Below are 23188 nucleotides of genomic sequence, written 5' to 3'. Positions count from 1 at the left end.
AGCGCGGACCAGTCTCGGCAAGTGCGCGCGCCATAAGGCTGCCGTTGCCCCAGACGGGATGCGCGCGGCCAAAACGCTTGGCATAGCGGTGTGCGGCATCGGCTTGGCAGGTCAGGCGGGCGATAAGCCCGGTTCGCCTCGGTCGGCGCATGCGTCATCACGGTTGAGGGGTTGCGCAGAATGTCCTTCAACACGCCCACATTCTGCGGCGTCGTCGTCACCACCTGCCGCGGGTTCTCGCCCAGCCGCAACGCAAACTGCAACTGATCCCAAGCAGCTTCGGCTTTCGGCCATTTCGCCAGCTCGTCCACCCAAGCCGCATCAAACTGCGGCCCGCGCAAGGAATTCGGATCATGCGCGGAAAACACCTGCGCAATCGCGCCATTTGGCCAGACCAGCTGCTTTTTCGTCGCCTGCCAGTCCGGGCGCCGGTCAGGCGGTGTGCAGGCAAGGATGCCGCTTTGACCCTCGATCATCACCGCGATCACCTGATCCACAGTCTCGCCCACCAAGGCCACGCGGCGCGAGCGCCCAAGATCCAGCGGCCCCGCACCCTCAACCTCGGCCCGCACCCATTCCGAGCCGGCACGGGTTTTCCCCGCGCCGCGCCCTCCCATGATCACCCATGTTTTCCACGCCCCCGCGGGGGGCAACTGATGCGGCAATGCCCAAAACTCGAACAACCATGGCAGCGACAACAGCGCGTTCTCGCTCAGGTCATCCAGAAACGCATCAACTTCAGCTTGCGTCGCGCAAGCGAGCCAATCTGCCCCCGATCTCATCGCGTGCGGCGTGTAGGTCGAGGATGCCGGTTCCGACAGACCCGGCAAGTTGTTTGCGAAGTTTTTCAAGACGTCCCCTTTCAGTATGGATCAGATCCATCGCCAACCGCACATCGCGCACCGTTTGCGGCAGCGCTTTGGTGTTGTCGAACAGGCCCGCTTTCACCGCATTGACGGCGTTCAAAAGATCGCTCAGCGCGGTTTCATAATGTTGCTCTGCTGCCGCCAGCAGATCATCTGGCGGCTGATACTCTCCGATGGAGAAATTGACTGTCATGCTCGTTTTGCCCGCCTTCTCATGCCGCCCCCGCACAAGTGAAATGAAAGAACGACGCAAAGGGACACACCTTTGGCCGTTCGCCCACCTCATCCAGCATTAGACATCAATAGATCAAACTGCGTGAAAAGTCAATAAATCCGTTTAATATCAGATAGTTGCAGGCCTATCTGTTTACGATCCGTTAACTTTTGCGCGCAATCACGGCCGCTGTCGCGGTCACTTCCACCTCCGGCAGCGCGCGCCAAAGCCGGGACAAAACGGCTGAATTCATGCGGTGCGAAAAACTGCCCTTCAGCGTCAAACCACAACATATGGTGCATTGCTGTGGGTTTTCTGCGGCAAAACCACTCTGTCCCCGCGGGGACAACGCAGAACACGCGCAAATGTTGGGGCAAATGCGCCTGGTCTCATCGCCCAAAAGCCGATTCTACCTTACGGTTTTGTCCCCGCGGGGACAGCATCTGCCGCTGCAGGTCAGATGCGCAAATCTGATCGCGCCCCTATGGCTGCATCGGCAATTGTAGCGCGAAAACTTCGCTGCTGATGATGCGCTGATGTTCGATCAACCAGCTGAACGGCAGCGACCACACGATCTCATCCCCGGCTTTGATCTGGTTTGCGGCAACCGCCGGGTCCAGCGCGGCATAGCCCAGCGAAAACACAATGGATTGCACATTGGCCACCGCAGCCATGGGTGGCGCGCCCCCATAAGGCAAATCCTGATCCAGCCGCCCCGGCAACAGCACCTTGCCCTCTAGCACGCCCCCCGCCGCCAACGGGCGCGCATAGGCGACCTCGGGGCTTTCCACCTTCATGCCAGCTGGCACCTGCGGCACAAATTTCGCCACCCGAAACACCCCATCCGCCTCAAGCCAATGCCAGGCATAGTCGGGGTCAACCGTGCGAAACCCGGTCACCGAAGTCCGATACAGCCGATCAAACACATAGACCGCCGCCTTGCCGCCATTCTGCACCCGGTAAAGCCCGACCACCCCAGAAGGTGCAGCCTCCCACGTCACGCTGACACTGACATCGCTTCGCTCAGCCATCGTTTGCTCCTGTGCCTCGGCACTCATTGTCATCAATCCAAAGGCCAAAGCCAGCCCGCGCATCTAGTAAGCGGTGCGCGGCGGTTGGCCGAGTTCCGAGCGGATTTTGTTCTCGGTATGCGGGTTGTTCTGATAGGGCGGCAGACCCACAGCAGCCAGCTCGTCATTCTCGACCCCGCCGGTCTTGTTGCCGCTCCAGGTGCCGTTCTGCGCCTGCTCGCAATGCACCAATTCGTGCCCAAGCCCCACCGCCGGCGGTCGGGTCATATAGGGCTGAGATCCATCGCCGATCTGGGTTTTATCCGGGTTGTAGTTCAGCGTGCTGCCAGACCCCGGCCCCGCCGTCCCGTCAGGCCGCAAATTCGCGCCCGGCCCGGTGCCGTTGACGCTGTTCCCGTCCGCCGAGGCCACGATCTTCACCGGCCCCTTGCCCGGCGCGTTCAGGCTGCTGATCAGATCATGCCCGGTCGGGGTGGAGTCCAGCCGCTTGAGATCCAGCACCACTGCGTCGCGGTAAGCTTTGGTGCCGACGATCGTGATATTCGGGCCAACATGGGTGACGGTGGTGCCATCAGGCAGCACCTCCTCCCAGATATTCAGCGCCCCCGGTTCCCCCGGCGCCGGGGTGGCGACGATGCCGATCAGAACCGTCGGCAAGCCCAACATGATCGCCCCGCCCTTCACCGTCGGATCGAACTGGCGGGCGGCGGGAAGACCGCCGATCAACACCGTGGGCGAGCCAAAGATGATCGCGTCGACAGGCACCGGGATCGGGGCGATGCAGGCGCACAGATCGGTCATGCGCGCGGCAGGAAGAGAGCCCACCAGAACCGTCACCATCGCAGGCGGAATGATCGGCAACAGCGCCCCCATACACATCGGGCAGGTGTGCATATCCGTCACACGGGCTGCAGGAAATCCGACCATGACAAAGCCTTTGAGCATACAATGAGAGGAAGGCTAGGCTTGGGGGGGCCTTCTGTCAAGAAATCGCTGGGGCCAGGAGGGGTTCCGGGGCCGGTCCCAAGTCGGGACCTCTTTTATGTTTGTGATATCAAGGGGAGGGTGTGGTGGATCCAAGGGTGTGTTAAAGCTTGGCCCTGCCTGCGCCACGCAATTCGACAGGTGGCGGTCGCATCACCCGCCAGAGTGCGGGGCGGTGCGACGGGCAATCACAGCAAGCGCGTAAGCGACAAGATAATCATTCAGCGCAAGTGACGCTGCGCGCGCGGCATCCGCATTGCCCGCAGCTACGGCCAGCAACATCTGGCGGTGCAGCGCCCCACCGCGCCTGATCTCGTCCGCCTCATCGCGGATGTAGGTGATCCAGAACCGCCGCGACAGCGCCTGAAGCGGCAACATCGCCGCACTCAGATACGGATTTTGCGATGCGTCGATGATCATTGCGTGGGTTTTGCGCACGGTGTCGGTATATTCGCGCAGCGCAAAAGGGCCATCCAGCACGCCCGCCAAATCTTGCATGGCAGCCCGTTGAGACACAGTGGCGCGGGCAGACGCCAGTTCCACCGACAGCACCTCTATCGGGCGGCGCAGTTCCAGCGCGCTGAGTTGATCTTCCACCGATATGGCGGGGATCTCGAGCCCCTTGCTGGGATGCACCCGGATCATGCGGCTGGAGGCAAGCCGTTGAATCGCTTCACGGATCGGCGTGCGGCCCAGCCCCATGATCTCGACCAGTTGGCTTTCCGACACCATCGAGCCGGGTTTCAGATCGCCATGTTCGATCATGCGCTGCAACTGGTCGATGGCTTGATCGGTCTTGGTCATATCCCGCCCTGTCTGGCTTTTCGGTGCCAATCTTACAAACATTCCGCTTGACACACCACCGATATATTGGCCGTATATCTTATACCCCCCCCCGTGATAAGGCCCCACCAATGAAATACGCACCGCATCTTGAACCCTGTCCGCTGCCGTTCTCGCCGTTCAAAAGCTGCACCGTTCCGCGCCCGATTGGCTGGCTTTCCAGCGTCAGTGCGACTGGAGTTGAAAATATCGCGCCATACAGCCAGTGGCAGAACCTGACCTTCGATCCGCCAATGGTGATGTTCGCCGCCAACCGCTACCCGGATGGGCGGCGCAAGGATACGGTGCTGAACGCTGAAGAAACCGGCTGGTTTGTCTGGAACATGGCAACCTACGCGCTGCGCGAAGCAGTGAACCTAAGCGCGATGGCGCTGCCACCAGACGAAAGCGAATTTGATCATCTGCAAGTGACCCGCGAATACGCCGACAATTACCGCGTGCCGATGGTGGCAGAAAGCCCCTGCAAATTTGAGTGCCGCTATTTGAACACCCACACGCAGCGCGGAGCGTCGGCTGTAGGCACGGTGGATATTGTGTTCGCGCAGGTAGAGCTGATCCATATTAACGATCAGGTAATCCGTCCTGATGGCAGGTTGGACATAGCTCAGATCGCCCCCATCGCCCGCATGGGCTATTTCGACTATGCAGTCATCCGCGACACATTCGAGATGCGGGTTCCGGGGGCTGATACTGACGCGCAGGCCGGGCTGGAGGGGCGCAGTTGAGCTGAGCGGGTTTGAAATTGAGCGCGACGGCGCAGGGTTGTTGCCCGATATGTTCCAAACAAATCGGGGCGCGCCTGACTGCCCCCGGCAGGCGCGAATTGCGCCAGCCCAGTCAGGCGGGACCCGATTTCTGATGCGTTGGGTTGTGGCACGGCGCCCCTTGCGCGACGGCGTGCCGCCTTATGCGCAATGAACCGGAAAACTCTGCCCCGCAGAGTTTTCTTTCGGTTCTGGGAAAGATGGCAAAGGGTGGATCAGGGGCTCGCCCGTTTTCTTTCGGTTTGGAACTAAAAAAGCGTGGTTATTCTTGCACCCCAACCGCCGCTTCTTCACCCTTCGCCGCCTCAATCGCCCGCCATTTGACCACATTTTCATTGTGCTGTGCCAAAGTCTCGGCAAACGCATGTCCCCCTGACCCATCCGCGACGAAATACAGGAACGGCGTCGTATCCGGGTTGAGCGCCGCCTCAATACTCAGGCGGCCGGGGTTGGCGATGGGGGTCGGCGGCAGGCCGTTGATGACATAGGTGTTCCACGGGGTTTCGCGTTTTAGCTCAGACTGACGCAGGCCGCGGCCCAAGACGCCCTCGCCTTTGGTGACGCCGTAGATCACCGTCGGGTCGGTTTGCAGCTTCATGCCCTTGGCGAGACGGTTGATGAACACCGATGCGACCTGTTTACGCTCGGTCGGGATGCCGGTTTCCTTCTCGACAATCGAGGCCATCACGAGGGCTTCTTTCGGGGTCGCATAGGGCAGCCCCTCGGCGCGGGTGGCCCAAAGTTCGGCCAAGGTTTTGGCTTGGCGGGCTTCCATATCGGCGATCAGGGTCGGACGGTCAAAGCCCTTTTCGACCTCATAACTGTCCGGCGACAGCGTGCCTTCGGCGGGCAGCTTGTCGATGTTACCGGCCAGGAAATCAGCGCGTTTCAGCGAATCGACAACTTGCCACGAGGTCACACCTTCGGCCAAAGTGATGCGCCAGCGGATGTCGGACGCCTGTGCAGCATCAAGATAGGCGGTGGGGGCGGCGTCTTTGGCGGGGTCGAATTTCACCACCTCGACATAGCGGTTGGTGGCCGGGTCAAGCTCGCGCAGCACCACTTCGGCGGTGGCAACCGAGATGCGGAAGTTCACTTCGCGGCCACAGGTGGATTGGCCGCCCGCGGTCAGCGCCGCCAGCACATCGCCCATCGAGCTTTGCGGTTGGATCAGATAAGAGCCGAATTTCAAGCTGTTACCGACTTGGGAATAATCGGCACCGATGCGGAAGATGCGGGCATCGCTGACAGCACCCTCTGCCTCCAGCCCCCGGCTGACTTGCGACAGGCTGGCGCCCTTATCGACCTTGAAGCAGATCGCTTGCGTGAGCGGCCCCGGCCCGGTGAAGGCTTGCCGCCCCCAAGCGATCAGCCCAAAGGCGAGGATCAGCACCACGATGAACAAGGTCAGCGCGTTGGAGGCGATAGAGCGCCACATCAGTTGGCGACCTTGCCCAGCACCAAGCTGGCGTTGGTGCCGCCAAAGCCGAACGAGTTCGACAGCGCAATGTCAATCTTGCGTTTGACCGCTTTGTTTGGCGCAAGGTCAAGTTTCGGGGCGATGGCGGGGTTATCAAGGTTGATGGTCGGCGGTGCGATCTGGTCGCGGATCGCCAGCACACAGAAAATCGCCTCTACCGAGCCGGCTGCCCCCAAAAGATGGCCGATCGAGGATTTGGTCGACGACATCGTGGCATTGGCGGCGGCATCGCCCATCATGCGCTCCACCGCACCAAGTTCGATGGTGTCGGCCATGGTCGAGGTGCCGTGGGCGTTGATATAGTCGATGGACGCGGGTTCCAGATTGGCGCGTTTCAGGGCCATTTTCATCGAGCGATAGCCGCCGTCGCCATCTTCCGCCGGGGCGGTGATGTGGTGGGCGTCGCCGGTGAGGCCATAGCCGAGGACTTCGGCATAGATTTTCGCACCGCGGGCCTTGGCGTGTTCGTATTCCTCCAGCACCACCACGCCAGCACCTTCGCCCATCACAAAGCCATCGCGGTCGGCGTCATAGGGGCGGGAGGCTTTGGTGGGATCGTCGGCGCGTTTGGTAGACAGCGCCTTGCAGGCGTTAAAGCCCGCGATGCCGATTTCACTGATCGGCGCTTCGGCACCGCCTGCCAGCATCACATCGGCGTCGCCCCATTGGATCAGCCGAGCCGCGTCGCCGATGGCATGCGCGCCGGTGGAACAGGCGGTAACAACCGCATGGTTCGGCCCTTTGAAGCCAAAGCGAATCGAGACTTGGCCAGAAATCAGGTTGATCAATGATCCGGGAATAAAAAACGGCGACACCCGGCGCGCGCCTTTTTCTTTGATCAGCACGGCGGTTTCGGCGATAGAGGTAAGGCCTCCGATGCCAGAGCCGATCATCACACCTGTGCGCTCGCGGTCTTCTTCGGTGACGGGTTCCCAGCCAGAATCGCGCACCGCTTGCACGGCGGCGGTCATGCCATAGAGGATGAAATCATCGACCTTGCGGCGGTCTTTTGGCTCCATCCACGCATCCGGGTTGAAGGTGCCGTCGGTGCCATCGCCAAACGGGATTTCGCAGGCATATTGGGTGATCACGCCAGAAGCGTCAAAGCGGGTGATCGGCCCTGCCCCGGATTGGCCATCCAGCAGGCGGCTCCACGTTTCTTCGACGCCGCAAGCCAGCGGCGTGACCATTCCCAGACCCGTGATAACAACCCGACGCATCTATATCCCTCGCAGTGGTTTTCCGCGTGATACACGGCCCCAAGCCCATGCGCAACTTAAGCCGCTGCGGGGCGGCAAGGCAGCGCCAAGCGGCGGCAATGGTTGCGATGTGAAATATGTTGACCGTGCAGGCGCAGCGATGCTAATGAATGAACGTTCATTCCAAAGGTTTAGCACCCGTGCTGTCATCGTCTTCTGCCGCTGCCTCGGAAACCGCTGACGCCCGCACCGGCGAGATTTTGGCGGCAGCGCGGCAAGCCTTTGCCGAAAAAGGCTTTGATGGCGCGTCGATGCAGGATCTGGCGCGTGCGGCGGGAATGAGCGTTGGCAATTTCTACCGCTATTTCCCGTCAAAGGCTGCCATCGTGCAAGCTCTGATCGCGCTGGACATTGAGGACATGGCTCGTGATTTTGAGCCGGTTTTTGCGTCGGATGATCCGATTGAGGCGATGCGCCAGCAAGTGCGCGTCAGGCTGGTGCAGCACCAGTGCAACCACGACGGCGCGCTTTGGGCCGAGATTACTGCGACAGCCCTGCGCAAGCCCGAGATTGGCCTTGCCTGCGGGCTGATGGAAACCACCATTGCTGGCTATCTGATACAGGCGTTCGCGGCAGCCACAGGATTCAGTCTTGAGCAAGCCCGCACGCGCTTTGCCGCCCATGCTGCCCTGATGGTGATGCTGGTGAAATCCTCGGCGATGATGCCGCAAAAGGATGAACAGCTGCGCCATGATCTGAACGCAATGATTTTGCGTATTATTGACCAAACCTTGGACGAAATTGCCGCCAGCGGCGCGAAAGGCTGATCTATGTTTATGTCTAAAGTGATTGCGGTTTTTCTGGCGCTGCAAAGCGTGGCGGTCGGCGTGGCGTTTGCCGAAGGCGCTGAACCTGCCAAGGACGCGGCCGCAACCCAAGTGCTGCCAGCCATCACGGTGTCAAAAGTGGAAACCCGGCATTTGCGCGATGTGGTGCTGGCCTCGGGTCTGGTCGCCCCGCAAGAAACCATTCAGGTCGCCCCGCTGATCGAGGGCCAGCCGATTGAAGCCCTGCTTGCCGATATTGGCGACCGGGTGACCGCGGGCCAAGTGCTGGCACGGCTGTCAACCTCGACCCTGACCTTGCAAAAGGCACAGCTTGCGGCATCGCTTGCCGCCGCCAAAGCGCAGATTGCGCAGGCCGAAGCGCAAAACATCGAAGCGCAATCCTCGGCAGACGAAGCCAAGCGCACGTCAGACCGCACCACCAAGCTGAAAGCGCAAGGCTCTGCTAGCCAAGCGGCGGCGGACACAGCCCTTGCGGGTGCGGTGTCAGCGCAAGCGCGGGTGTTGGTCGCGGTGCAATCGCTAGAGGCCGCAAAGGCGCAACAGGCCTTGGTCGAAGCGCAGCTTGCCAATGTCGATCTGCAATTGTCGCGCACCGAAGTGACAGCCCCGTTCGCGGGTGAAATCACCGCGCGCAATGCCCAGCTTGGCGCGATTGCCTCGGCGGCGGGCCAGCCGATGTTCACCCTGATCCGCGATGGCGCGTTGGAATTGCGCGCCGATGTGGCCGAAGCCGATCTGACCCGATTGATGGCTGGCCAGACGGCAACGCTAAACCTTGTTGGCCTGAGCAAACCGCTGAGCGGCAAAATCTCATTGGTGGAGCCCAGCATTGATGCCGTGACCCGGCTTGGACGGGTGCGGATTGCGATTGATGATGCAAGCGCAGTGCGTCCGGGCATGTATGTCGAGGCCAGTATTCTGGTGCATGAAGGCGACAGCCCGGCTGTGCCGATCACAGCAGTGAAATCTTCGGGCGCGGAAAGCTCGGTGATGTTGGTGCAGGCAGGTGTGGTGTCGCAGCGGCTGATCACGACGGGCGTGCGCGATGGCGGCTGGATCGAGGTGTTGGACGGCTTGCAGTTGGGCGACGATCTCGTGACCAAAGCGGGCGCCTTTGTGCGCGAAGGCGATCACATCAACCCGGTTGCGGCAGTTGCCGCTGAAACCAACTAAGGGGCTTTGGGCATGAACATCTCTGCTTGGGCGATCCGCAATCCGCTGGGCCCGATCCTTGCGTTTTTCATCCTGATGGTGCTGGGCTGGCAATCGTTTAACGCGCTGCCGATCACAAGGTTTCCGAATATTGACGTGCCGGTGATCGCGGTTGCGGTGACGCAAGCTGGCACCGCCCCTGCCGAGATGGAAACCCAAGTCACTAAGATTGTCGAAGATGCGGTGGCGGGCATCACCGGGGTCAAGAACGTGACCTCGACCGTGGTGGATGGGCAATCGACCACGGCGGTTGAGTTTCGCATCGAAGTGCCGACCGACAAGGCATTGCAGGATGTGAAAGACGCAGTGGACCGGGTGCGCAGTCAGCTGCCCGCTGCGGTGGAAACACCGAAGATCACCAAGATCGACGTTGAAGGCAATGCGATCATGACCTTCGCGGTCTCGGCCCCCGATATGACCATCGAAGAGGTGTCGTGGTTCGTTGATGATGTGGTGGTGCGCGGCCTTCAGGGTCGCCCCGGCGTCGGCAAGATCGACCGTTACGGCGGGGCGGATCGTGAGATTCTGGTGGCACTGGACCCGGTCAAGCTGAACAGCTTTGGTATATCTGCCGCTGCGGTGAATGCGCAGCTGCGTGCAACCAATACCAATCTCGGTTCGGGCCGGTCCGAGATCGGCACAGGCGAGCAGGCGATCCGCACACTGGGCGATGCCCGCACCGTGCAGGGGCTGGCAGAAACCACGATTGCGCTGCCTTCGGGGCGGCATGTGCGGCTGACCGATCTGGGCGATGTGCAGGACAGCTATAAGGAATTGCGCAGCTTTTCGCGGCTGAACGGCGAGCAGGTTGTGACATTCGCCGTGTTCCGCGCCAAAGGGGCGTCTGAGGTTTCGGTGGCAGAGACCGTCAACCAGACGCTGGACCAGATCCGCGCTGATTATCCCAAAGTCGGCATCAAGATCGTCGATGAGACCGTGTTCTACACCTATGGCAACTACGAATCCGCGCTGCACACCCTGATCGAGGGTGCTTTGCTGGCGGTGCTGGTGGTGATGGCCTTCCTGCGCAACTGGCGTGCCACCCTGATCACGGCCGTGGCCTTGCCGCTTTCGGCGGTGCCGACGTTCTGGGTGATGGATATGCTGGGGTTCTCGCTGAACCTTGTGTCGTTTCTGGCGGTGACGTTGGCGACAGGCATCCTTGTCGATGATGCGATTGTGGAAATCGAAAATATTGCGCGACATATTCGCATGGGCAAATCGCCCTACCGTGCCTCGATTGAAGCGGCGGATGAAATCGGTCTGGCCGTGATGGCGACCACCGCCACCATCATCGCGGTGTTCATGCCGGTGTCGTTCATGGGCGGGATTCCGGGGCAATATTTCCGACAATTTGGCTTGACGGTGGCGATCTCGGTGGCGTTTTCCCTGCTGGTGGCACGCCTGATCACACCGATGATGGCCGCCTATCTGATGAGCGCGAAAGATGCCAATGTCGGGCATCACGAGGGCGGCCAGGACGGCTGGTTCATGCGCAACTACCTGAAAATGGTCAAAGCCACCACCACGGGCGGATTGCCCCTGCCGTTCCTGCCCAAAGCCAAATCCGGCCGCTTCCGCCGCTTTCCAGCGTATTATTTCACGCTGATGACGGCGATTGGCGTGTTGATCGTGTCGATCTATTTCATGGTGCAGGTGCCGGGTTCGTTCCTGCCACCCGAGGATGTCAGCCGCATTTCGATCTCGGTCGAATTGCCACCGGGCTCGACCTTGGCGGAAACCGACAAGACCACCGCTGAAATCCGCGACCATATCAAGGACGTGCCTTGGGTCGAGAATGTGTTCGTGATCGGCGGCACCTCACCCAAAGGTGATCTTGACGTGCGCCGGGCCTCTGTCACGGTGACGCTGGTAAAGCTTGACCAAAGCCTGCTGCTGAAACTGTCGCAACTGGGCCGCAAGATCCCACTGCTGGGCGCGATTGTGCCAGAAGTCACCGATACTGGTCGCTCTGTCCCGCAAAACGTGATCGAGGCGCAGATTTTTGCCAGCCTTGCCACCGTGCCGGATATCCGCGCGTTCAAATTGAACGACCGCGGCGAGCGTGACATTGCCTATTCGATCCTCGCCAATTCCGAAGCCGATCTGAATACCGCCACCGCAGCGCTTGAATCAGCGTTGCGCGCCGAGCCTTTGCTGGCCGATGTGGCCTCGGAAGGGGCGCTGCCCCGGCCCGAAGTGCAGATCACCCCTCGCGCCGAAGAAGCCGCCCGGCTGGGCATAACCACCCAAGACATCGCAACCACGGTGCGGGTGGCGACGATCGGCGATATTGATGTGTCGCTGGCCAATCTGTCGATTGACGACCGCCTGATCCCGATCCGAGTGCAACTCGCCACGGCGTCGCGCGAAGACCTTGGCCGCATCGCCGCGACCAAACTCACGACCAACACCGGCACTTCGGTGCCCCTGTCAGCGGTGGCTGATATCGCCATCGGCGAGGGCCCATCCATCGTCAAACGCCTGAACCGGCAACGTCAGGCCACCATCGGCGCCAGCCTGCCCGTTGGCGTCGCCCTCGGCACCGCCAGCACGCGTCTGGCAGAGATCGTCAAAGCCACCAAGCTGCCCGCAGGCGTCGTGGTGAAGGAATCCGCCGATGCCGAGGTGCAGACCGAGCTGTTCGCAAGCTTTGGCAAGGCCATGCTGTTGGGGCTGATGCTGGTGCTGACCGTGCTGATCCTGCTGTTCCAATCGGTGATCCAGCCCTTCACCATCCTGTTGTCTTTGCCCTTGGCGATTGGTGGCGTTGCGGCAGCGCTGATCCTGACCAATTCGGCGCTGTCGATGCCGGTGCTGATCGGGATTTTGATGCTGATGGGGATTGTGACCAAAAACGCCATCTTGCTGGTGGATTTCGTGATTGAGATGCGCCGGCACGGCATGGGGCGCCTTGAAGCCATTATCGAAGCAGGTCACAAACGCGCCCAGCCCATCGTGATGACCTCTATCGCGATGTCGGCAGGCATGCTGCCGTCGGCATTGGGGGTTGGCGAAGGCGGTGCCTTCCGCGCGCCCATGGCCACAGCGGTGATCGGCGGGATTATCGTCTCGACCGTGCTCAGCCTTGTGGTGGTGCCTTCGTTTTACCTGATCATGGATGACCTTTCACGGCTGATTTCCTGGGCCTTCAAAGGCATGATCGGTGCAAAAGAAGTGGAACACGAGCCTGCCTCCGCCGAAGCACTCGAGGCCCGCATCGCGGCACTGGAAGCAGATCAACACGTAAAATCGCTGCCGCGCGTCCCCGGCCTTGCGGCGGAGTAAACCCGCAACAAGAGCGGTCTCGGGGGGCATCGAACCCCCGCTCAACCGCTGCTGTCGCAGCCCGGGCTTCAAGCCGGGGTTGTGGCTGTAGATCTGGAAGCCTCCGGCGGGAGTATTTCAAAAAGAGCAATGACTTCAGCCGCGCGCAAGATCTCACGCGATGCCGCCACTTTCCAACCTTCTGAATTGCTCTTTTTGAAATACTCCCGCCGGAGGCTTCGACATATCCACTGTGCCATCATCTGCAATTTCAGACCCGGCAGCCGGGTGAGGCTGGCTCGATGCCAGCCGAGACCGTCCTCTTTTCAGAATCCAAAACAAAAAAAGCACCCCGAAGGGTGCTTTTTCGTTTGATCTGCAAAAGCGATCAGGCAGCGGAGGAGATGAACTTCACCGCATCGCCGAAAGTCTGGATGGTTTCAGCGGCGTCATCCGGGATCTCGATGCCGAACTCTTCTTCAAACGCCATGACCAGCTCGACGGTGTCGAGGCTGTCTGCGCCCAGATCGTCGATGAACGAGGCGGTCTCGGTCACTTTTTCTGCTTCGACGCCCAGATGCTCGACGACGATCTTTTTCACACGATCAGCGATGTCGCTCATGTTCTTTCCTTATACCGTTTAGGGGTCGCCCCCGGTCTTTACCCTGCCCTGTTACGGGCGCTCGGCACCAAGGGCATTGGCCGCTGGCGTATTCTTGCGCGCCTATAGCAAGGGCGCGCGCATTAGGCAAACGGTTTCAAACCGCTTCTTGCAGCCTTATGACATATCACCGCCGCCGTTGATATGCAGCGTTGTGCCAGTGATATACGCGGCCTCTTGTGATGCCAAATAGAGCACACCTGCCGCGACCTCTTGCGGTTTGCCCATGCGGCCTGTGGGCACGCCGACCAGAATTTTCGCGCGCTGCTCGTCGTTCAGCTTTTCGGTCATCGGGGTTTCGATCAGGCCCGGGGCTACGCAGTTCACCGTGATATTGCGGCTGGCGACTTCTTGAGCCAGCGACTTGGACATCGCCAGCACCCCGGCTTTGGTGGCGGCGTAATTGCCCTGCCCCGGATTGCCCGAATGCCCCACCACCGAGGTGATGTTGATGATGCGGCCCCAGCGCGCCTTCATCATGCCGCGCAATGCGCCGCGCATCAGCCGGAAGGTGGCGGTCAGGTTGACGTCAATCACCGATTGCCATTCATCATCTGACATCCGCATGAACAGATTGTCGCGGGTGATGCCCGCGTTGTTCACCAGAATATCAAGGCTGCCCATCGCTGCCACAGCCTGCTTGATCAACTCGTCCACCGCAGCAAGGTCGCTCAGATTGCAGGGCAGCACATGCGCGCGGTCGCCCAATTCGGCTGCCAAAGCCTGCAAAGGCTCGATCCGGGTGCCAGACAGGCCAACCGTGGCCCCCGCCGCATAAAGGCTGCGGGCGATTTCGCCGCCGATGCCACCCGAAGCGCCCGTCACCAGCGCCGTCTTTCCTGTCAGATCAAACATGTTCTGTCCTCCCAAAAGCGGTGCCACTGGCCCCGCCGTTTATCCAGATCGCGGCGGCGTCAGAACCGGGCCACGATTTTTCCCAAAAATCGGGCCCTTAGCCCTTGGCGGCCAGCACGTCATCGGGGGTGCCGACGGCGCGGGTGCTGGCATCTTTGGCGATGCGCTTGATCATGCCGGACAAGGCTTTGCCCGCGCCGATCTCCCAGAATTCGGTCACGCCTGCGCCCGCCATCCACAGCACAGATTCGCGCCAGCGCACCGAGCCTGTGACTTGCGCCACCAACAGCGCCCGGATGCGGTCAGGTTCGGTCACCGCTTCGGCGCGCACGTTCACCACGACCGGCACTTTCGGCGCTGAAATCACCACGCCTGCAAGCGCCTCATTCATCACCGCGGCGGCGGGCTGCATCAGGCTGCAATGGAACGGTGCCGAGACTGGCAGCAGCAAAGCCCGCTTCGCCCCCTTGGCCTTGGCGATGTCCAAAGCACGCTCCACCGCGCCACGATGGCCCGATACTACCACTTGCGCCGGGTCGTTGTCATTGGCGGCTTGGCAAACCTCGCCCTGTGCAGCCTCAGCCGCAACTTCGGTGGCTTGGGCAAAGTCGAGGCCGAGTAGGGCCGCCATAGCGCCCACGCCCACCGGAACCGCCTCTTGCATGGCTTGGCCACGGATGCGCAACAGCCGCGCGGTGTCGGACAGCTCCAGCGCGCCCACGGCACAGAGAGCTGAATATTCCCCCAAGGAATGGCCTGCGACAAAAGCAGCCGTGTCGATGCCGATGCCTTCGCTTTCCAGCGCCCGCAGCGCCGCGATCGAGGTCGCCATCAGCGCAGGCTGCGCGTTTTTCGTCAGGGTCAAGTCTTCAATCGAACCTTCCCAGATCAGCGCCGACAGCTTTTCACCCAAAGCCTCATCAACTTCGTCGAACACGGCTTTTGCCGCCGGATAAGCCTCGGCCAAAGCGCGGCCCATGCCGATGGTTTGGGCACCCTGCCCCGGAAATACGAATGCGCGGCTCATCTGGCCCTCCCTTTTATTCCCTTTGGCTTACCCTGTGAAAGCCATTCGTGCAACGTCTTGCCCGTCCTTGACTTGGCGCGCGGCGGATTCCACACCTACGCCATGACGCCAACCTTTCGCAAAATCCTCTACGCGGTCAGCTTTGAAACCCTTGGCATCGCGGTGGCGACGTTGGGGCTGCTTGCAATGTCTGATGCGGCCCCAGCGCAATCCTTGATCCTGTCGGCAATCACGGCGACGATTGCCATGACATGGAGCATGGGCTTCAACTGGCTTTTTGAGGCATGGGAGGCGCGGCAAGCCACAAAGGGCCGCAGTCTGGCGCGGCGCACGATGCATGCTTTGCTGTTTGAAGGCGGCTTGGTGGTATTGGTGTTGCCGATCATGGCGTGGTGGCTGGGCGTCGATCTGTGGACGGCGCTGAAGTATGAGGCCGGGCTGATCGTGCTATTCATCATCTATACTTACGTTTTCACTTGGAGCTTTGATCGGATTTTCGGCTTGCCCGCGTCGGCGCGGTGAGGTGAGGCTTCAAGTCGACAGAAAACTCTGCGGGGCAGAGTTTTCCGGCTTGTTGCGCATAAGGCGGAACGCAGTTGCGCAAGGGGCGTGATGCAGCAAACCGGCCGCCTGATAATCTGCCCGCGCCTGCCCGGGCTGGCGCAATCGCGCCTGCCGAGGGGCAGGCAGGCGCGGGCAGATTTGTCGCGGGACAAATCCGCCAAGAAAATAAGGCGAAGCGCCCCGTCCCAAGCCTTGCATCCCCACCGCTTTCCTCTATAAGCCCCCAATCTTTCCGCATTTCCACGCAACGGCGCAGCCTCTCGTGGACGGGCCGCGGAAAGTGTTTGCCCGTCCTATGAAATGCGCCACATAGACAGATCGGAGTTAACATGCCCCTTTACGAGCATGTGATGATCGCGCGTCAGGATCTTTCCAACGCGCAGGCTGAAAGCCTCATCGAGCACTTCTCCACGGTTCTGGCCGACAACGGCGGTAAAGTTGTCGAGCACGAATACTGGGGCGTCAAGACGATGGCCTACAAGATCAACAAAAACCGCAAGGGCCACTATGCCTTGCTGAAAACCGATGCACCCGCTTCGGCAGTTCTGGAAATGGAACGCCTGATGCGCTTGCACGATGACGTCATGCGCGTGTTGACCATCAAGGTCGACGTACATGCAGACGGCCCGTCGGTTCAGATGCAAAAGCGTGACGAGCGTGAGCGCGGTGATCGCCCTGAGGGTGGTTTCGGCGGCGAGCGTCGTGAGCGCCCTTCGTTCGGTGATCGCCCAGACCGCGGCGAGCGTCCGTCGTTCGGCGGCCCGCGTCGTTGATCCTCAGCCTTTGGAAAGGAGCCTAAACCATGGCGAATAAACCATTTTTCCGCCGCCGCAAGGTCTGCCCGTTCTCGGGCGACAATGCTCCGGCAATCGACTACAAAGACACGCGCCTGCTGCAACGCTATGTATCCGAGCGTGGCAAGATCGTGCCGTCCCGTATCACCGCAGTCTCGGCCAAGAAGCAACGTGAACTGGCGCAAGCCATCAAGCGCGCCCGCTTCCTCGCCCTGCTGCCCTATGCTGTGAAATAAGGAGCACCCAGATATGCAAGTGATCCTGCTTCAACGCGTGGCCAAACTTGGCCAAATGGGCGAAGTCGTCAATGTCAAGGACGGCTACGCGCGCAACTTCCTGCTGCCGCAAGGCAAAGCGCTTCGCGCAAACTCGGGCAACATTGCCCAGTTTGAAGTGAAGAAAGCTCAGCTGGAACTCACCAACCTGGAAACCCGCAAAGAAGCCGAAGCTGTCGGCGAAAAACTGGATGGACAGACCTTCATCATCATCCGTTCGGCTTCCGATTCGGGTGCTTTGTACGGCTCTGTCACCACCCGTGACGCAGCTGATGCGGCAATTGCGGACGGTTTCACCGTCAACCGTGGCCAAATCGTGCTGGACCGTCCGATCAAAGAGCTTGGCGTGCACACCGTTTCGGTGGTTCTGCACCCGGAAGTCACCGTGAAATTCAGCCTGAACGTTGCACGTTCGGTTGAAGAAGCGGCGCTGCAAGCTTCGGGCAAGTCGATCCAGGAACTCGCAGCCGAGGCAGAAGCCGAAGCCGATTTCGAGATCGCCAACCTGTTCTCGGAAATGGGCGCAGCGCAAGACGGCGAAGACCTGACCCGCGACTAAGCTGGTTTTGGCTACAGATCAGAAACCGCGCGCGGGCAACCGCGCGCGGTTTTTTATTGCACGGGGGCAGCAGCGCAAGGACTGGCTGTCTGATCGCAAAGCTCACTAAACATGCCTTCCAATTTGATCAAACCATGTCGCAAACCGACCAGCCGCACAGCCACCGCCCGCTTAGCGTGGCGTAATGGACCGTAAAACCACCACGCTGGGCATTGTCTATCTGATCGCCGGAATCTCGGTGTTTTCGGTGCAAGACCTGATTCTGAAGCTGATCTCGGGCGGCTACCCTTTGTATCAGGCGATGCTGATCCGCGGCTTCACCTCGATCCCGTTCCTGCTGGCTTTCGCGCATTTTGACGGCGGCATCCGCACGTTGTTCAGCGCGGGCGTGGGCAAGATGCTTTTGCGCGGGCTGGTGATGTTTGTGGCCTATTTCAGCTTTTACATCGCCCTTGCGGGACTGCCCTTGCCGACCACAGTGGCGCTGTACTATTCCGGCCCACTGTTCATCACCGTGCTGTCAGTGCTGTTCTTGGCCGAGAAGGTCAGTGCCACCGCTTGGGCCGCCGTTCTGGTTGGGTTTCTGGGCGTGATCATCATGGTGCGGCCGGGATCGGATCTGTTCGACTGGGCTGCGCTGCTGCCGATACTGTCTGGCCTCACCTATGCGATGTCGATGATCACCGCGCGCAAGATGGGCGGCACCGAGACAGCCGCGGCACTGGCGTTCTGGGCGACAGTGATCTTTCTGTCCGGGGCCGCGCTGATGGCGCTGTATTATCACGACGGCAGCCACACCAACACCAGCCACGCCAGCCTCGCCTTTCTGACCCGTGGCTGGATTACCCCGACCAGCACCGATTTGGCGCTGATGATGGCTTGCGGCGTGGTAGCCTCGATCGGGCTTTGGCTTTTGACCCAAGCCTACCGGATCGCAGCCGCCTCGGTGGTGGCCCCGTTTGAGTATCTGGGCCTGATCTGGTCTGTGCTCTGGGGTTGGCTGTTCTGGCATGATTGGCCGGATGCGCAAGGCTGGATCGGGATCAGCATCATCGCAGGTGCAGGTCTGTTCGTGCTGTTTCAGGAACGCAGGCGTTCACCCCAACGCGCCGAACCGGTCGTGTAGCGCGCCGACATGGCCCGCGAGTTTCGCGGATTTGGCCCATTGGCCGAGCAGATCTTCCCAGCGCAGCGGCACAAAGCTGACGGTATCGCCCGCCACCAGCTTGGCAAACTGCGCCACCTCGCGGCGATGCAGCGCAAGCCGCTTCGGATCAACCGGTTTGCCCGAGGCCCATGCAGCAGGCTCGGCATACAGATAGACAAGCACGCCACCGACAGCACGTTTTTCAGAACGGGTCAGGATCGCGTAAGCCGATTTGATCAGCTGCACCGCGTCCAAGGTCTGAAACCCGGCCTCGCCCGCCACCATATCATCGCGCAGCTTGGTAAAGCGTGCCAGCTTTTCACCCCAGACCGGGCGATCAAAAATCTCGGCAAAACCATTGGCTTTCATCGGGCGAAACGGCTCATACCGCCGGGCTTCAATGCCGATCAACGTGGTGTGGGTTTCAATCGCCACATCCAGCCATGGATGCCGCCCTTCCGCCCACGGAAACCGCATCTCTGCCTCTAAGGTCACGCTTGCCACCTGCCCCGCTGGCACCCCCGGCAGCGGCGGCAAGTCCTGCGCGCGGTTCAAAAACCAGCCAAAAGCGTTGGCGGTCAGCGCTGCAGAGGATTCAGGCCCGTCCATCTTGCCCGAGCGCGCTTCATGCCCCGGCGAGCGGTTGAGACATTCCATGATGCCATCAACAGGCAGATCGGGCAAAAATTCGGGCATCATCGTCTCCGGTGCGGAAAGAAAAGGGCCGCCCCAATGAGGCGGCCCCAGATCATTAGCAGAAAGTTTGGATTACATCTCGTCCAAAGCTTCGATGAACTTTTGCAGCTCTTCTTTGCTGACTTCTTTCTCGGTCACTTTGGCACCAGCCACGATGTGATCGACAACCTTGTCTTCAAAGATCGGCGCGCGCAGCTGTTGCTGCATGTTCGGGTTCTTTTGCACGAACTCGAAATACTGACGCTCTTGGCCCGGATATTGACGCGCTTGCGCCAGCACCGCTTGGGTCATTTCAGCATCCGACACGGTGACTTCGGCTTTACGACCGATTTCAGCCAGAACCAGACCCAAACGCACGCGACGCTCTGCCAGTTTCTTATGCTCTTCAGTTGTTTCGACCGAACCGTGGTTGTGATCATGCACATCCGGGTTTTCTTCGTGCCACAGCTGATGCGCGATCTGCGCAGCCTCTGCGTCAACCAAAGCAGGCGGCAGGTCGAATTTGACCAAGCCATCCAACTGATCCAGCAGCGAACGCTTCAGCACAGCGCGCGAAGCGCCTTTGTATTCGGCCTCCAGACGATCCGAGATTTGGCCTTTCAAAGCAGCCAGATCTTCAGCGCCGAATTTCTTCGCCAGCTCGTCATCCAAAGCGGCCGGAACCGGCTTTTTCACAGCTTTGACGGTGCAAGCAAACACAGCGTCTTTGCCAGCCAGATGCGCCGCACCGTATTCGGCCGGGAAGGTCACTTTGACGGTAACTGCGTCGCCCGCAGCCGCACCAACCAGTTGCGCCTCAAACCCAGGAATGAACGAGTTCGAGCCCAGAACCAGCGGATAATCCTCGCCAGCGCCGCCTTCAAATTCAACGCCGTCCACCGAACCTTTGAAGTCGATGGTGACTTGGTCGCCGTCTTTCGATTTCACGCCCGCTTTGCGCTCCTTGAAATCCTGCGCAGTGGCCGCAAGGTTTTTCAGGGCTTCTTCAACCGAAGCCTCATCCGCTTTCACCGACAAACGGTCCAACGTGATTTTCGACGAATCCAGCTCCGGGATCGGCGGCAGAGCTTCATAGCTCATGTCAACGACAACGTCCTGGCCCTCTTTCCAGGTCTCGCCGCCCTGCATTTTCACGTCGGGCTGCAACGCCGGACGGTCGCCGGTTTTCTCAAAATGCTCTTTCATCGCGCCATCAATGGCGTCCTGCATCGCATCGCCCATCAGGCGCTGACCGAATTGCTTTTTCAGGATCGCCAGCGGCACTTTGCCCTTGCGGAAGCCCTTGATTTCGACCTCGGGCTGCGCCTCAAGGAGTTTTTCCTGAACTTTGGCTTCCAGCTCGGCGGCGGACACCGTGATGGTGTAGGCGCGCTTCAAGCCGTCTTTCAGGGTTTCGGTGACCTGCATGTGTCCGTCCTTCTCACAAACCTTTGGTGCGGGTAGAGGGACTTGAACCCCCACGCCTTGCGGCGCCAGAACCTAAATCTGGTGCGTCTGCCAATTTCGCCATACCCGCATATGTCAACAAGCCACAACCCCACCGAAAGACGGGAGATGCGCCTTGAAATCCGCGCCCTTCTAACAAAGCCCCGCGCGGGAAGCGAGAGGAAAAGTGAAACAGCGATTTGTTGCGGAATTCCCCGAAAAGCCGAAGCCCAAACGCAATCTTGCCGTATTTGGCGGCGACTGAGAGGCACAGAGCGCAGCAAGGGGCAAATCATGACAATCCATTCAAAGATGCAGGCCGCCCAAGCTGCAGTTGGCCTTGATCACGGCCTTGCTGCAGGCACCGAAGTGCTGACGCTTGATGGCTTTCTTCCGGTTGAATATCTGACGCCCGGCGATCGGGTGATCTGCCGCACCGGCGCGCTCAAGCTGAAAGCGATAGAGGTGACCTTGGTGCAAAACCTGCGCGTTGTGCGGATTTTGCAGGATGTTCTGGGGGTTGATTGCCCGGCGCGCGTCATGACCGTCACTCCCGATCAACCCATCTTGATCCGCGATTGGCGTGCCCGCGCGCTGGCAGGCAGTGCAGTCGCGCTGATCGCCGCCGAGCGGCTTGTCGATGGCGCCTATATCCGCGTCGAACAGATCGCCGAGCTGCGCATGTTCACGCTGCGCTTTGACGAAGATGTGGTGATCTATGCAGGCGGGCTGGAGCTGGCCTGCACAGCCGCAAACGTCACCGCATAAGATCGGAATTCGCGCGAATTCCGTGCACGATTTTCGCGCGAAAATCGCCTGTGGCTCGGGTTGCGCTAAACCCCCAAGGCGCGAAACACCTTCGGCAATTCCTCTGGCAGATCTTCGGCAATCAAACCCGGGCCAAAGCTGCGGGCACATTCCACATGCAACCAAGCCGCCGTCTCTGCCGCCTGCATCGGCTGAAATCCACGCGCTAGCAGCCCGGTGATGAACCCCGCCAGCACATCGCCTGACCCGGCAGCGGCAAGCCAAGGGGCGCTGCGCTCATACACCGCTGCATTGATCGAACACCGCCCATCGGGCGTGGCAATCACCGTATCCGCGCCTTTATACAGCACAACGCACCCTGCCCGCGCGGAAGCCTCCCGCGTGGCATCGACCTTGGAATAGGCGGGGCCCTGCGTCGCCGGGGCCGCCAGCCTTTCCGCAATATCCGGGAACAACCGCGCAAACTCGCCAGCATGGGGGGTCAGCACGCAGCGATCATTCAGCAAAGCTAACAGCGCCGGGTCCAGCGCCACAGCCGTCAAAGCATCTGCATCCAGCACGATGCAGGGTGTGTGCTTTGCACGCACCGCCACAGGCAGCAACTCCGCCGCCCGCACCACACCCATCCCCGGCCCGAGACAAACCGCAGTGATCCGCGTATCCGCCAAAACCTCGGCCAGCTTCGCCGCATCTGCCACGGGTTTCAGCATCACCGCATCCAACCGCGCCGCATTTTCGGCCATCGCGGCGGGCGGTGAGGCCACCGTCACCAACCCCGCCCCAATTCGCAACGCCCCGCGCGCCGCAAGTCGCGCAGCACCTGCTTGGCCGTGATCGCCAGAACAGATCAGGGCGTGACCGTGCGAGAATTTGTGGCCGCCCCACTTTGTCAAAATGCTGTTCGCCCCGCGATAATCGCACTCCATCCATCGCTGGGGGAAAAGCACCGCGACAGACCCGTTGGGCTTCGTCTTGGTCAGCGGATCATACCACTCTCCCAAGACCTTCATCGCCGCACCACAGTCAAGGCCGATATCGACACATAGAATTTTGCCGCAATGCTCGGAACCATCAGCAAGGAAATGACCCAGCTTGTGGAATTGAAACGTCACCGTCAGGTCAGCCCGCAACCCACCGCCATTGACGATGCTCAGGTCCCTCCCGCTGTCAGAACAAAGCCCTGATGGCACATCGACGGCAACGATTTGACCCCTGTGATTGCGTGCGGAAGATTCTAGCTCCTTGGAAATTTGACCTGCTGCCCCATTCAATGGGCGGGAAAGCCCGATACCAAAAAGCGCATCGACGTATAGATCAGCTTCGGTTTCCAACGGCGCAAAAGTTTCTGCACTCCGCACCTCGCCAAGCTCGCACCACCGCTCATAATTCACCCGCGCATCCGCCGGCAGCTTGCTAGCATCCCCATAAAGATACACCTCCACCGCCCAGCCGCGCGCCTTGAGCAACCGCGCCACCACAAACCCATCGCCGCCGTTGTTCCCCGGCCCGCACAACACCATCGCCCGCTGCGGCGCAAGCGCCATCTCCGGCCATTCCGCCAGCACCGCAGCCACCACGCCAGCCCCGGCGCGCTCCATCAGCTCCAGCCCGGTCACAACCCCCGACGCAATCGGTGCCGCCTCGATCGCCTTCATCTGCGCCGCCGTCAGCAATTCGCTCATTTCGCCCTCATTCCGTTCACAAACTGC

General features: G+C 60.5%; 22 protein-coding genes, 1 tRNA gene and 1 pseudogene. 10 read left to right on the top strand and 14 right to left on the bottom strand.

Translation table 11 applies throughout. The features are described from left to right. Window positions 1–122 precede the first annotated feature (122 nt). The 5 genes and pseudogenes from QQJ98_RS11930 to QQJ98_RS11905 form a co-directional block, all read right to left on the bottom strand. Window positions 123–782 (bottom strand): annotated as a pseudogene (locus QQJ98_RS11930) (terminase large subunit domain-containing protein); the annotation flags it as partial. Further along, on the bottom strand, window positions 739–1059 hold the full coding sequence (locus QQJ98_RS11925) for a hypothetical protein (protein ID WP_284325545.1): 321 nt from the start codon (window positions 1057–1059) through the stop codon (window positions 739–741). The pseudogene QQJ98_RS11930 and the gene QQJ98_RS11925, both read right to left, overlap by 44 nt. Before the next feature lie 503 nt (window positions 1060–1562). Then, window positions 1563–2111, bottom strand: coding sequence for a hypothetical protein (locus tag QQJ98_RS11920; RefSeq protein WP_284325544.1), 549 nt, complete (start codon window positions 2109–2111; stop codon window positions 1563–1565). Window positions 2112–2174: 63 nt separating this feature from the next. Next, window positions 2175–3038, bottom strand: a complete 864-nt coding sequence (locus tag QQJ98_RS19810) for a M91 family zinc metallopeptidase (RefSeq protein ID WP_348523133.1) — start codon at window positions 3036–3038, stop codon at window positions 2175–2177. A 210-nt stretch (window positions 3039–3248) separates the two neighbouring features. After that, the gene (locus tag QQJ98_RS11905; protein ID WP_284325543.1) at window positions 3249–3899 is read right to left on the bottom strand and encodes a GntR family transcriptional regulator; all 651 of its coding nucleotides are present in this window, start codon (window positions 3897–3899) and stop codon (window positions 3249–3251) included. A 110-nt stretch (window positions 3900–4009) separates the two neighbouring features. Here QQJ98_RS11905 and QQJ98_RS11900 point away from each other — a divergent pair, with 110 nt between their 5' ends. After that, the gene (locus QQJ98_RS11900) at window positions 4010–4663 is read left to right on the top strand and encodes a flavin reductase family protein (RefSeq protein WP_284325542.1); all 654 of its coding nucleotides are present in this window, start codon (window positions 4010–4012) and stop codon (window positions 4661–4663) included. Between the two features lie 301 nt (window positions 4664–4964). Here the strand turns inward: QQJ98_RS11900 and mltG are convergent, their stop codons facing one another. Then, a complete protein-coding gene (mltG, locus tag QQJ98_RS11895; protein ID WP_284325541.1) occupies window positions 4965–6140 on the bottom strand; it encodes an endolytic transglycosylase MltG in 1176 nt (391 codons plus the stop codon). Continuing rightward, the gene (gene fabF, locus QQJ98_RS11890; RefSeq protein ID WP_284325540.1) at window positions 6140–7402 is read right to left on the bottom strand and encodes a beta-ketoacyl-ACP synthase II; all 1263 of its coding nucleotides are present in this window, start codon (window positions 7400–7402) and stop codon (window positions 6140–6142) included. Before fabF ends, mltG begins: the two co-directional genes overlap by 1 nt. A gap of 149 nt (window positions 7403–7551) precedes the next feature. Here fabF and QQJ98_RS11885 point away from each other — a divergent pair, with 149 nt between their 5' ends. From QQJ98_RS11885 to QQJ98_RS11875, 3 genes are read left to right on the top strand one after another with little or no spacing between them, the layout of a single operon-like run. Then, window positions 7552–8208 (top strand): TetR/AcrR family transcriptional regulator, encoded by a 657-nt coding sequence (locus QQJ98_RS11885; protein WP_284325539.1) that lies wholly within the window; start codon window positions 7552–7554, stop codon window positions 8206–8208. Between the two features lie 3 nt (window positions 8209–8211). Then, window positions 8212–9402: an efflux RND transporter periplasmic adaptor subunit gene (locus QQJ98_RS11880; protein ID WP_284325538.1), complete on the top strand. Its 1191-nt coding sequence runs from the start codon at window positions 8212–8214 to the stop codon at window positions 9400–9402. A 12-nt stretch (window positions 9403–9414) separates the two neighbouring features. Beyond that, a complete protein-coding gene (locus QQJ98_RS11875) occupies window positions 9415–12729 on the top strand; it encodes an efflux RND transporter permease subunit (protein ID WP_284325537.1) in 3315 nt (1104 codons plus the stop codon). Between the two features lie 367 nt (window positions 12730–13096). Here QQJ98_RS11875 and QQJ98_RS11870 read toward each other — a convergent pair whose 3' ends face one another. The 3 genes from QQJ98_RS11870 to fabD all read right to left on the bottom strand — a co-directional run bounded on the left by QQJ98_RS11870 (window position 13097) and on the right by fabD (window position 15251). Then, window positions 13097–13330: an acyl carrier protein gene (locus tag QQJ98_RS11870; protein ID WP_054008607.1), complete on the bottom strand. Its 234-nt coding sequence runs from the start codon at window positions 13328–13330 to the stop codon at window positions 13097–13099. A gap of 156 nt (window positions 13331–13486) precedes the next feature. Further along, window positions 13487–14224, bottom strand: a complete 738-nt coding sequence (fabG, locus tag QQJ98_RS11865) for a 3-oxoacyl-[acyl-carrier-protein] reductase (protein ID WP_284325536.1) — start codon at window positions 14222–14224, stop codon at window positions 13487–13489. A 97-nt stretch (window positions 14225–14321) separates the two neighbouring features. After that, window positions 14322–15251, bottom strand: coding sequence for an ACP S-malonyltransferase (fabD, locus tag QQJ98_RS11860; RefSeq protein ID WP_284325535.1), 930 nt, complete (start codon window positions 15249–15251; stop codon window positions 14322–14324). A 102-nt stretch (window positions 15252–15353) separates the two neighbouring features. Between fabD and QQJ98_RS11855 the strand changes: the two genes are divergently transcribed. The 5 genes from QQJ98_RS11855 to QQJ98_RS11835 all read left to right on the top strand — a co-directional run bounded on the left by QQJ98_RS11855 (window position 15354) and on the right by QQJ98_RS11835 (window position 18569). Then, window positions 15354–15773 (top strand): PACE efflux transporter, encoded by a 420-nt coding sequence (locus QQJ98_RS11855; RefSeq protein ID WP_284325534.1) that lies wholly within the window; start codon window positions 15354–15356, stop codon window positions 15771–15773. Between the two features lie 371 nt (window positions 15774–16144). Beyond that, a complete protein-coding gene (gene rpsF, locus QQJ98_RS11850; RefSeq protein ID WP_284325533.1) occupies window positions 16145–16588 on the top strand; it encodes a 30S ribosomal protein S6 in 444 nt (147 codons plus the stop codon). Window positions 16589–16617: 29 nt separating this feature from the next. Then, complete coding sequence (gene rpsR / locus QQJ98_RS11845) at window positions 16618–16845, top strand: 30S ribosomal protein S18 (RefSeq protein WP_054008603.1); 228 nt, start codon at window positions 16618–16620, stop codon at window positions 16843–16845. Window positions 16846–16858: 13 nt separating this feature from the next. Next, the gene (gene rplI / locus QQJ98_RS11840) at window positions 16859–17443 is read left to right on the top strand and encodes a 50S ribosomal protein L9 (protein WP_284325532.1); all 585 of its coding nucleotides are present in this window, start codon (window positions 16859–16861) and stop codon (window positions 17441–17443) included. Window positions 17444–17627: 184 nt separating this feature from the next. Further along, the gene (locus tag QQJ98_RS11835) at window positions 17628–18569 is read left to right on the top strand and encodes a DMT family transporter (RefSeq protein WP_284325531.1); all 942 of its coding nucleotides are present in this window, start codon (window positions 17628–17630) and stop codon (window positions 18567–18569) included. Here the strand turns inward: QQJ98_RS11835 and QQJ98_RS11830 are convergent. The 3 genes from QQJ98_RS11830 to QQJ98_RS11820 all read right to left on the bottom strand — a co-directional run bounded on the left by QQJ98_RS11830 (window position 18540) and on the right by QQJ98_RS11820 (window position 20802). After that, a complete protein-coding gene (locus tag QQJ98_RS11830) occupies window positions 18540–19286 on the bottom strand; it encodes a hypothetical protein (RefSeq protein ID WP_284325530.1) in 747 nt (248 codons plus the stop codon). The genes QQJ98_RS11835 and QQJ98_RS11830 overlap by 30 nt on opposite strands. Window positions 19287–19358: 72 nt before the next feature. Next, the gene (gene tig, locus QQJ98_RS11825; protein WP_284325529.1) at window positions 19359–20693 is read right to left on the bottom strand and encodes a trigger factor; all 1335 of its coding nucleotides are present in this window, start codon (window positions 20691–20693) and stop codon (window positions 19359–19361) included. A gap of 24 nt (window positions 20694–20717) precedes the next feature. Then, window positions 20718–20802: transfer RNA gene (locus tag QQJ98_RS11820), tRNA-Leu, on the bottom strand. A gap of 203 nt (window positions 20803–21005) precedes the next feature. Between QQJ98_RS11820 and QQJ98_RS11815 the strand changes: the two genes are divergently transcribed. Then, window positions 21006–21479 (top strand): Hint domain-containing protein, encoded by a 474-nt coding sequence (locus QQJ98_RS11815; protein ID WP_284325528.1) that lies wholly within the window; start codon window positions 21006–21008, stop codon window positions 21477–21479. 65 nt (window positions 21480–21544) lie between these two features. Here the strand turns inward: QQJ98_RS11815 and QQJ98_RS11810 are convergent, their stop codons facing one another. Further along, entirely contained in the window at window positions 21545–23161 is a 1617-nt protein-coding gene (locus QQJ98_RS11810; RefSeq protein ID WP_284325527.1) for an NAD(P)H-hydrate dehydratase, read from the bottom strand. Window positions 23162–23188 lie beyond the last annotated feature (27 nt).

Origin of the sequence: Cypionkella aquatica (genome assembly GCF_030161095.1) — a bacterium.
GTDB lineage: Bacteria > Pseudomonadota > Alphaproteobacteria > Rhodobacterales > Rhodobacteraceae > Cypionkella > Cypionkella aquatica.
The sequence above is the reverse complement of the archived record's forward strand: the minus strand, read 5'-3'. Positions and strand labels throughout refer to the sequence as shown.

What these genes read in the sequence shown, in the direction of transcription:
- QQJ98_RS11925 (WP_284325545.1), bottom strand. Translation starts at nt 1,059, where the DNA reads ATGACAGTCAATTTCTCCATCGGAGAGTATCAGCCGCCAGATGATCTG.
- QQJ98_RS11920 (WP_284325544.1), bottom strand. Translation starts at nt 2,111, where the DNA reads ATGGCTGAGCGAAGCGATGTCAGTGTCAGCGTGACGTGGGAGGCTGCA.
- QQJ98_RS19810 (WP_348523133.1), bottom strand. Translation starts at nt 3,038, where the DNA reads ATGGTCGGATTTCCTGCAGCCCGTGTGACGGATATGCACACCTGCCCG.
- QQJ98_RS11905 (WP_284325543.1), bottom strand. Translation starts at nt 3,899, where the DNA reads ATGACCAAGACCGATCAAGCCATCGACCAGTTGCAGCGCATGATCGAA.
- QQJ98_RS11900 (WP_284325542.1), top strand. Translation starts at nt 4,010, where the DNA reads ATGAAATACGCACCGCATCTTGAACCCTGTCCGCTGCCGTTCTCGCCG.
- mltG (WP_284325541.1), bottom strand. Translation starts at nt 6,140, where the DNA reads ATGTGGCGCTCTATCGCCTCCAACGCGCTGACCTTGTTCATCGTGGTG.
- fabF (WP_284325540.1), bottom strand. Translation starts at nt 7,402, where the DNA reads ATGCGTCGGGTTGTTATCACGGGTCTGGGAATGGTCACGCCGCTGGCT.
- QQJ98_RS11885 (WP_284325539.1), top strand. Translation starts at nt 7,552, where the DNA reads ATGAACGTTCATTCCAAAGGTTTAGCACCCGTGCTGTCATCGTCTTCT.
- QQJ98_RS11880 (WP_284325538.1), top strand. Translation starts at nt 8,212, where the DNA reads ATGTTTATGTCTAAAGTGATTGCGGTTTTTCTGGCGCTGCAAAGCGTG.
- QQJ98_RS11875 (WP_284325537.1), top strand. Translation starts at nt 9,415, where the DNA reads ATGAACATCTCTGCTTGGGCGATCCGCAATCCGCTGGGCCCGATCCTT.
- QQJ98_RS11870 (WP_054008607.1), bottom strand. Translation starts at nt 13,330, where the DNA reads ATGAGCGACATCGCTGATCGTGTGAAAAAGATCGTCGTCGAGCATCTG.
- fabG (WP_284325536.1), bottom strand. Translation starts at nt 14,224, where the DNA reads ATGTTTGATCTGACAGGAAAGACGGCGCTGGTGACGGGCGCTTCGGGT.
- fabD (WP_284325535.1), bottom strand. Translation starts at nt 15,251, where the DNA reads ATGAGCCGCGCATTCGTATTTCCGGGGCAGGGTGCCCAAACCATCGGC.
- QQJ98_RS11855 (WP_284325534.1), top strand. Translation starts at nt 15,354, where the DNA reads ATGACGCCAACCTTTCGCAAAATCCTCTACGCGGTCAGCTTTGAAACC.
- rpsF (WP_284325533.1), top strand. Translation starts at nt 16,145, where the DNA reads ATGCCCCTTTACGAGCATGTGATGATCGCGCGTCAGGATCTTTCCAAC.
- rpsR (WP_054008603.1), top strand. Translation starts at nt 16,618, where the DNA reads ATGGCGAATAAACCATTTTTCCGCCGCCGCAAGGTCTGCCCGTTCTCG.
- rplI (WP_284325532.1), top strand. Translation starts at nt 16,859, where the DNA reads ATGCAAGTGATCCTGCTTCAACGCGTGGCCAAACTTGGCCAAATGGGC.
- QQJ98_RS11835 (WP_284325531.1), top strand. Translation starts at nt 17,628, where the DNA reads ATGGACCGTAAAACCACCACGCTGGGCATTGTCTATCTGATCGCCGGA.
- QQJ98_RS11830 (WP_284325530.1), bottom strand. Translation starts at nt 19,286, where the DNA reads ATGCCCGAATTTTTGCCCGATCTGCCTGTTGATGGCATCATGGAATGT.
- tig (WP_284325529.1), bottom strand. Translation starts at nt 20,693, where the DNA reads ATGCAGGTCACCGAAACCCTGAAAGACGGCTTGAAGCGCGCCTACACC.
- QQJ98_RS11815 (WP_284325528.1), top strand. Translation starts at nt 21,006, where the DNA reads ATGACAATCCATTCAAAGATGCAGGCCGCCCAAGCTGCAGTTGGCCTT.
- QQJ98_RS11810 (WP_284325527.1), bottom strand. Translation starts at nt 23,161, where the DNA reads ATGAGCGAATTGCTGACGGCGGCGCAGATGAAGGCGATCGAGGCGGCA.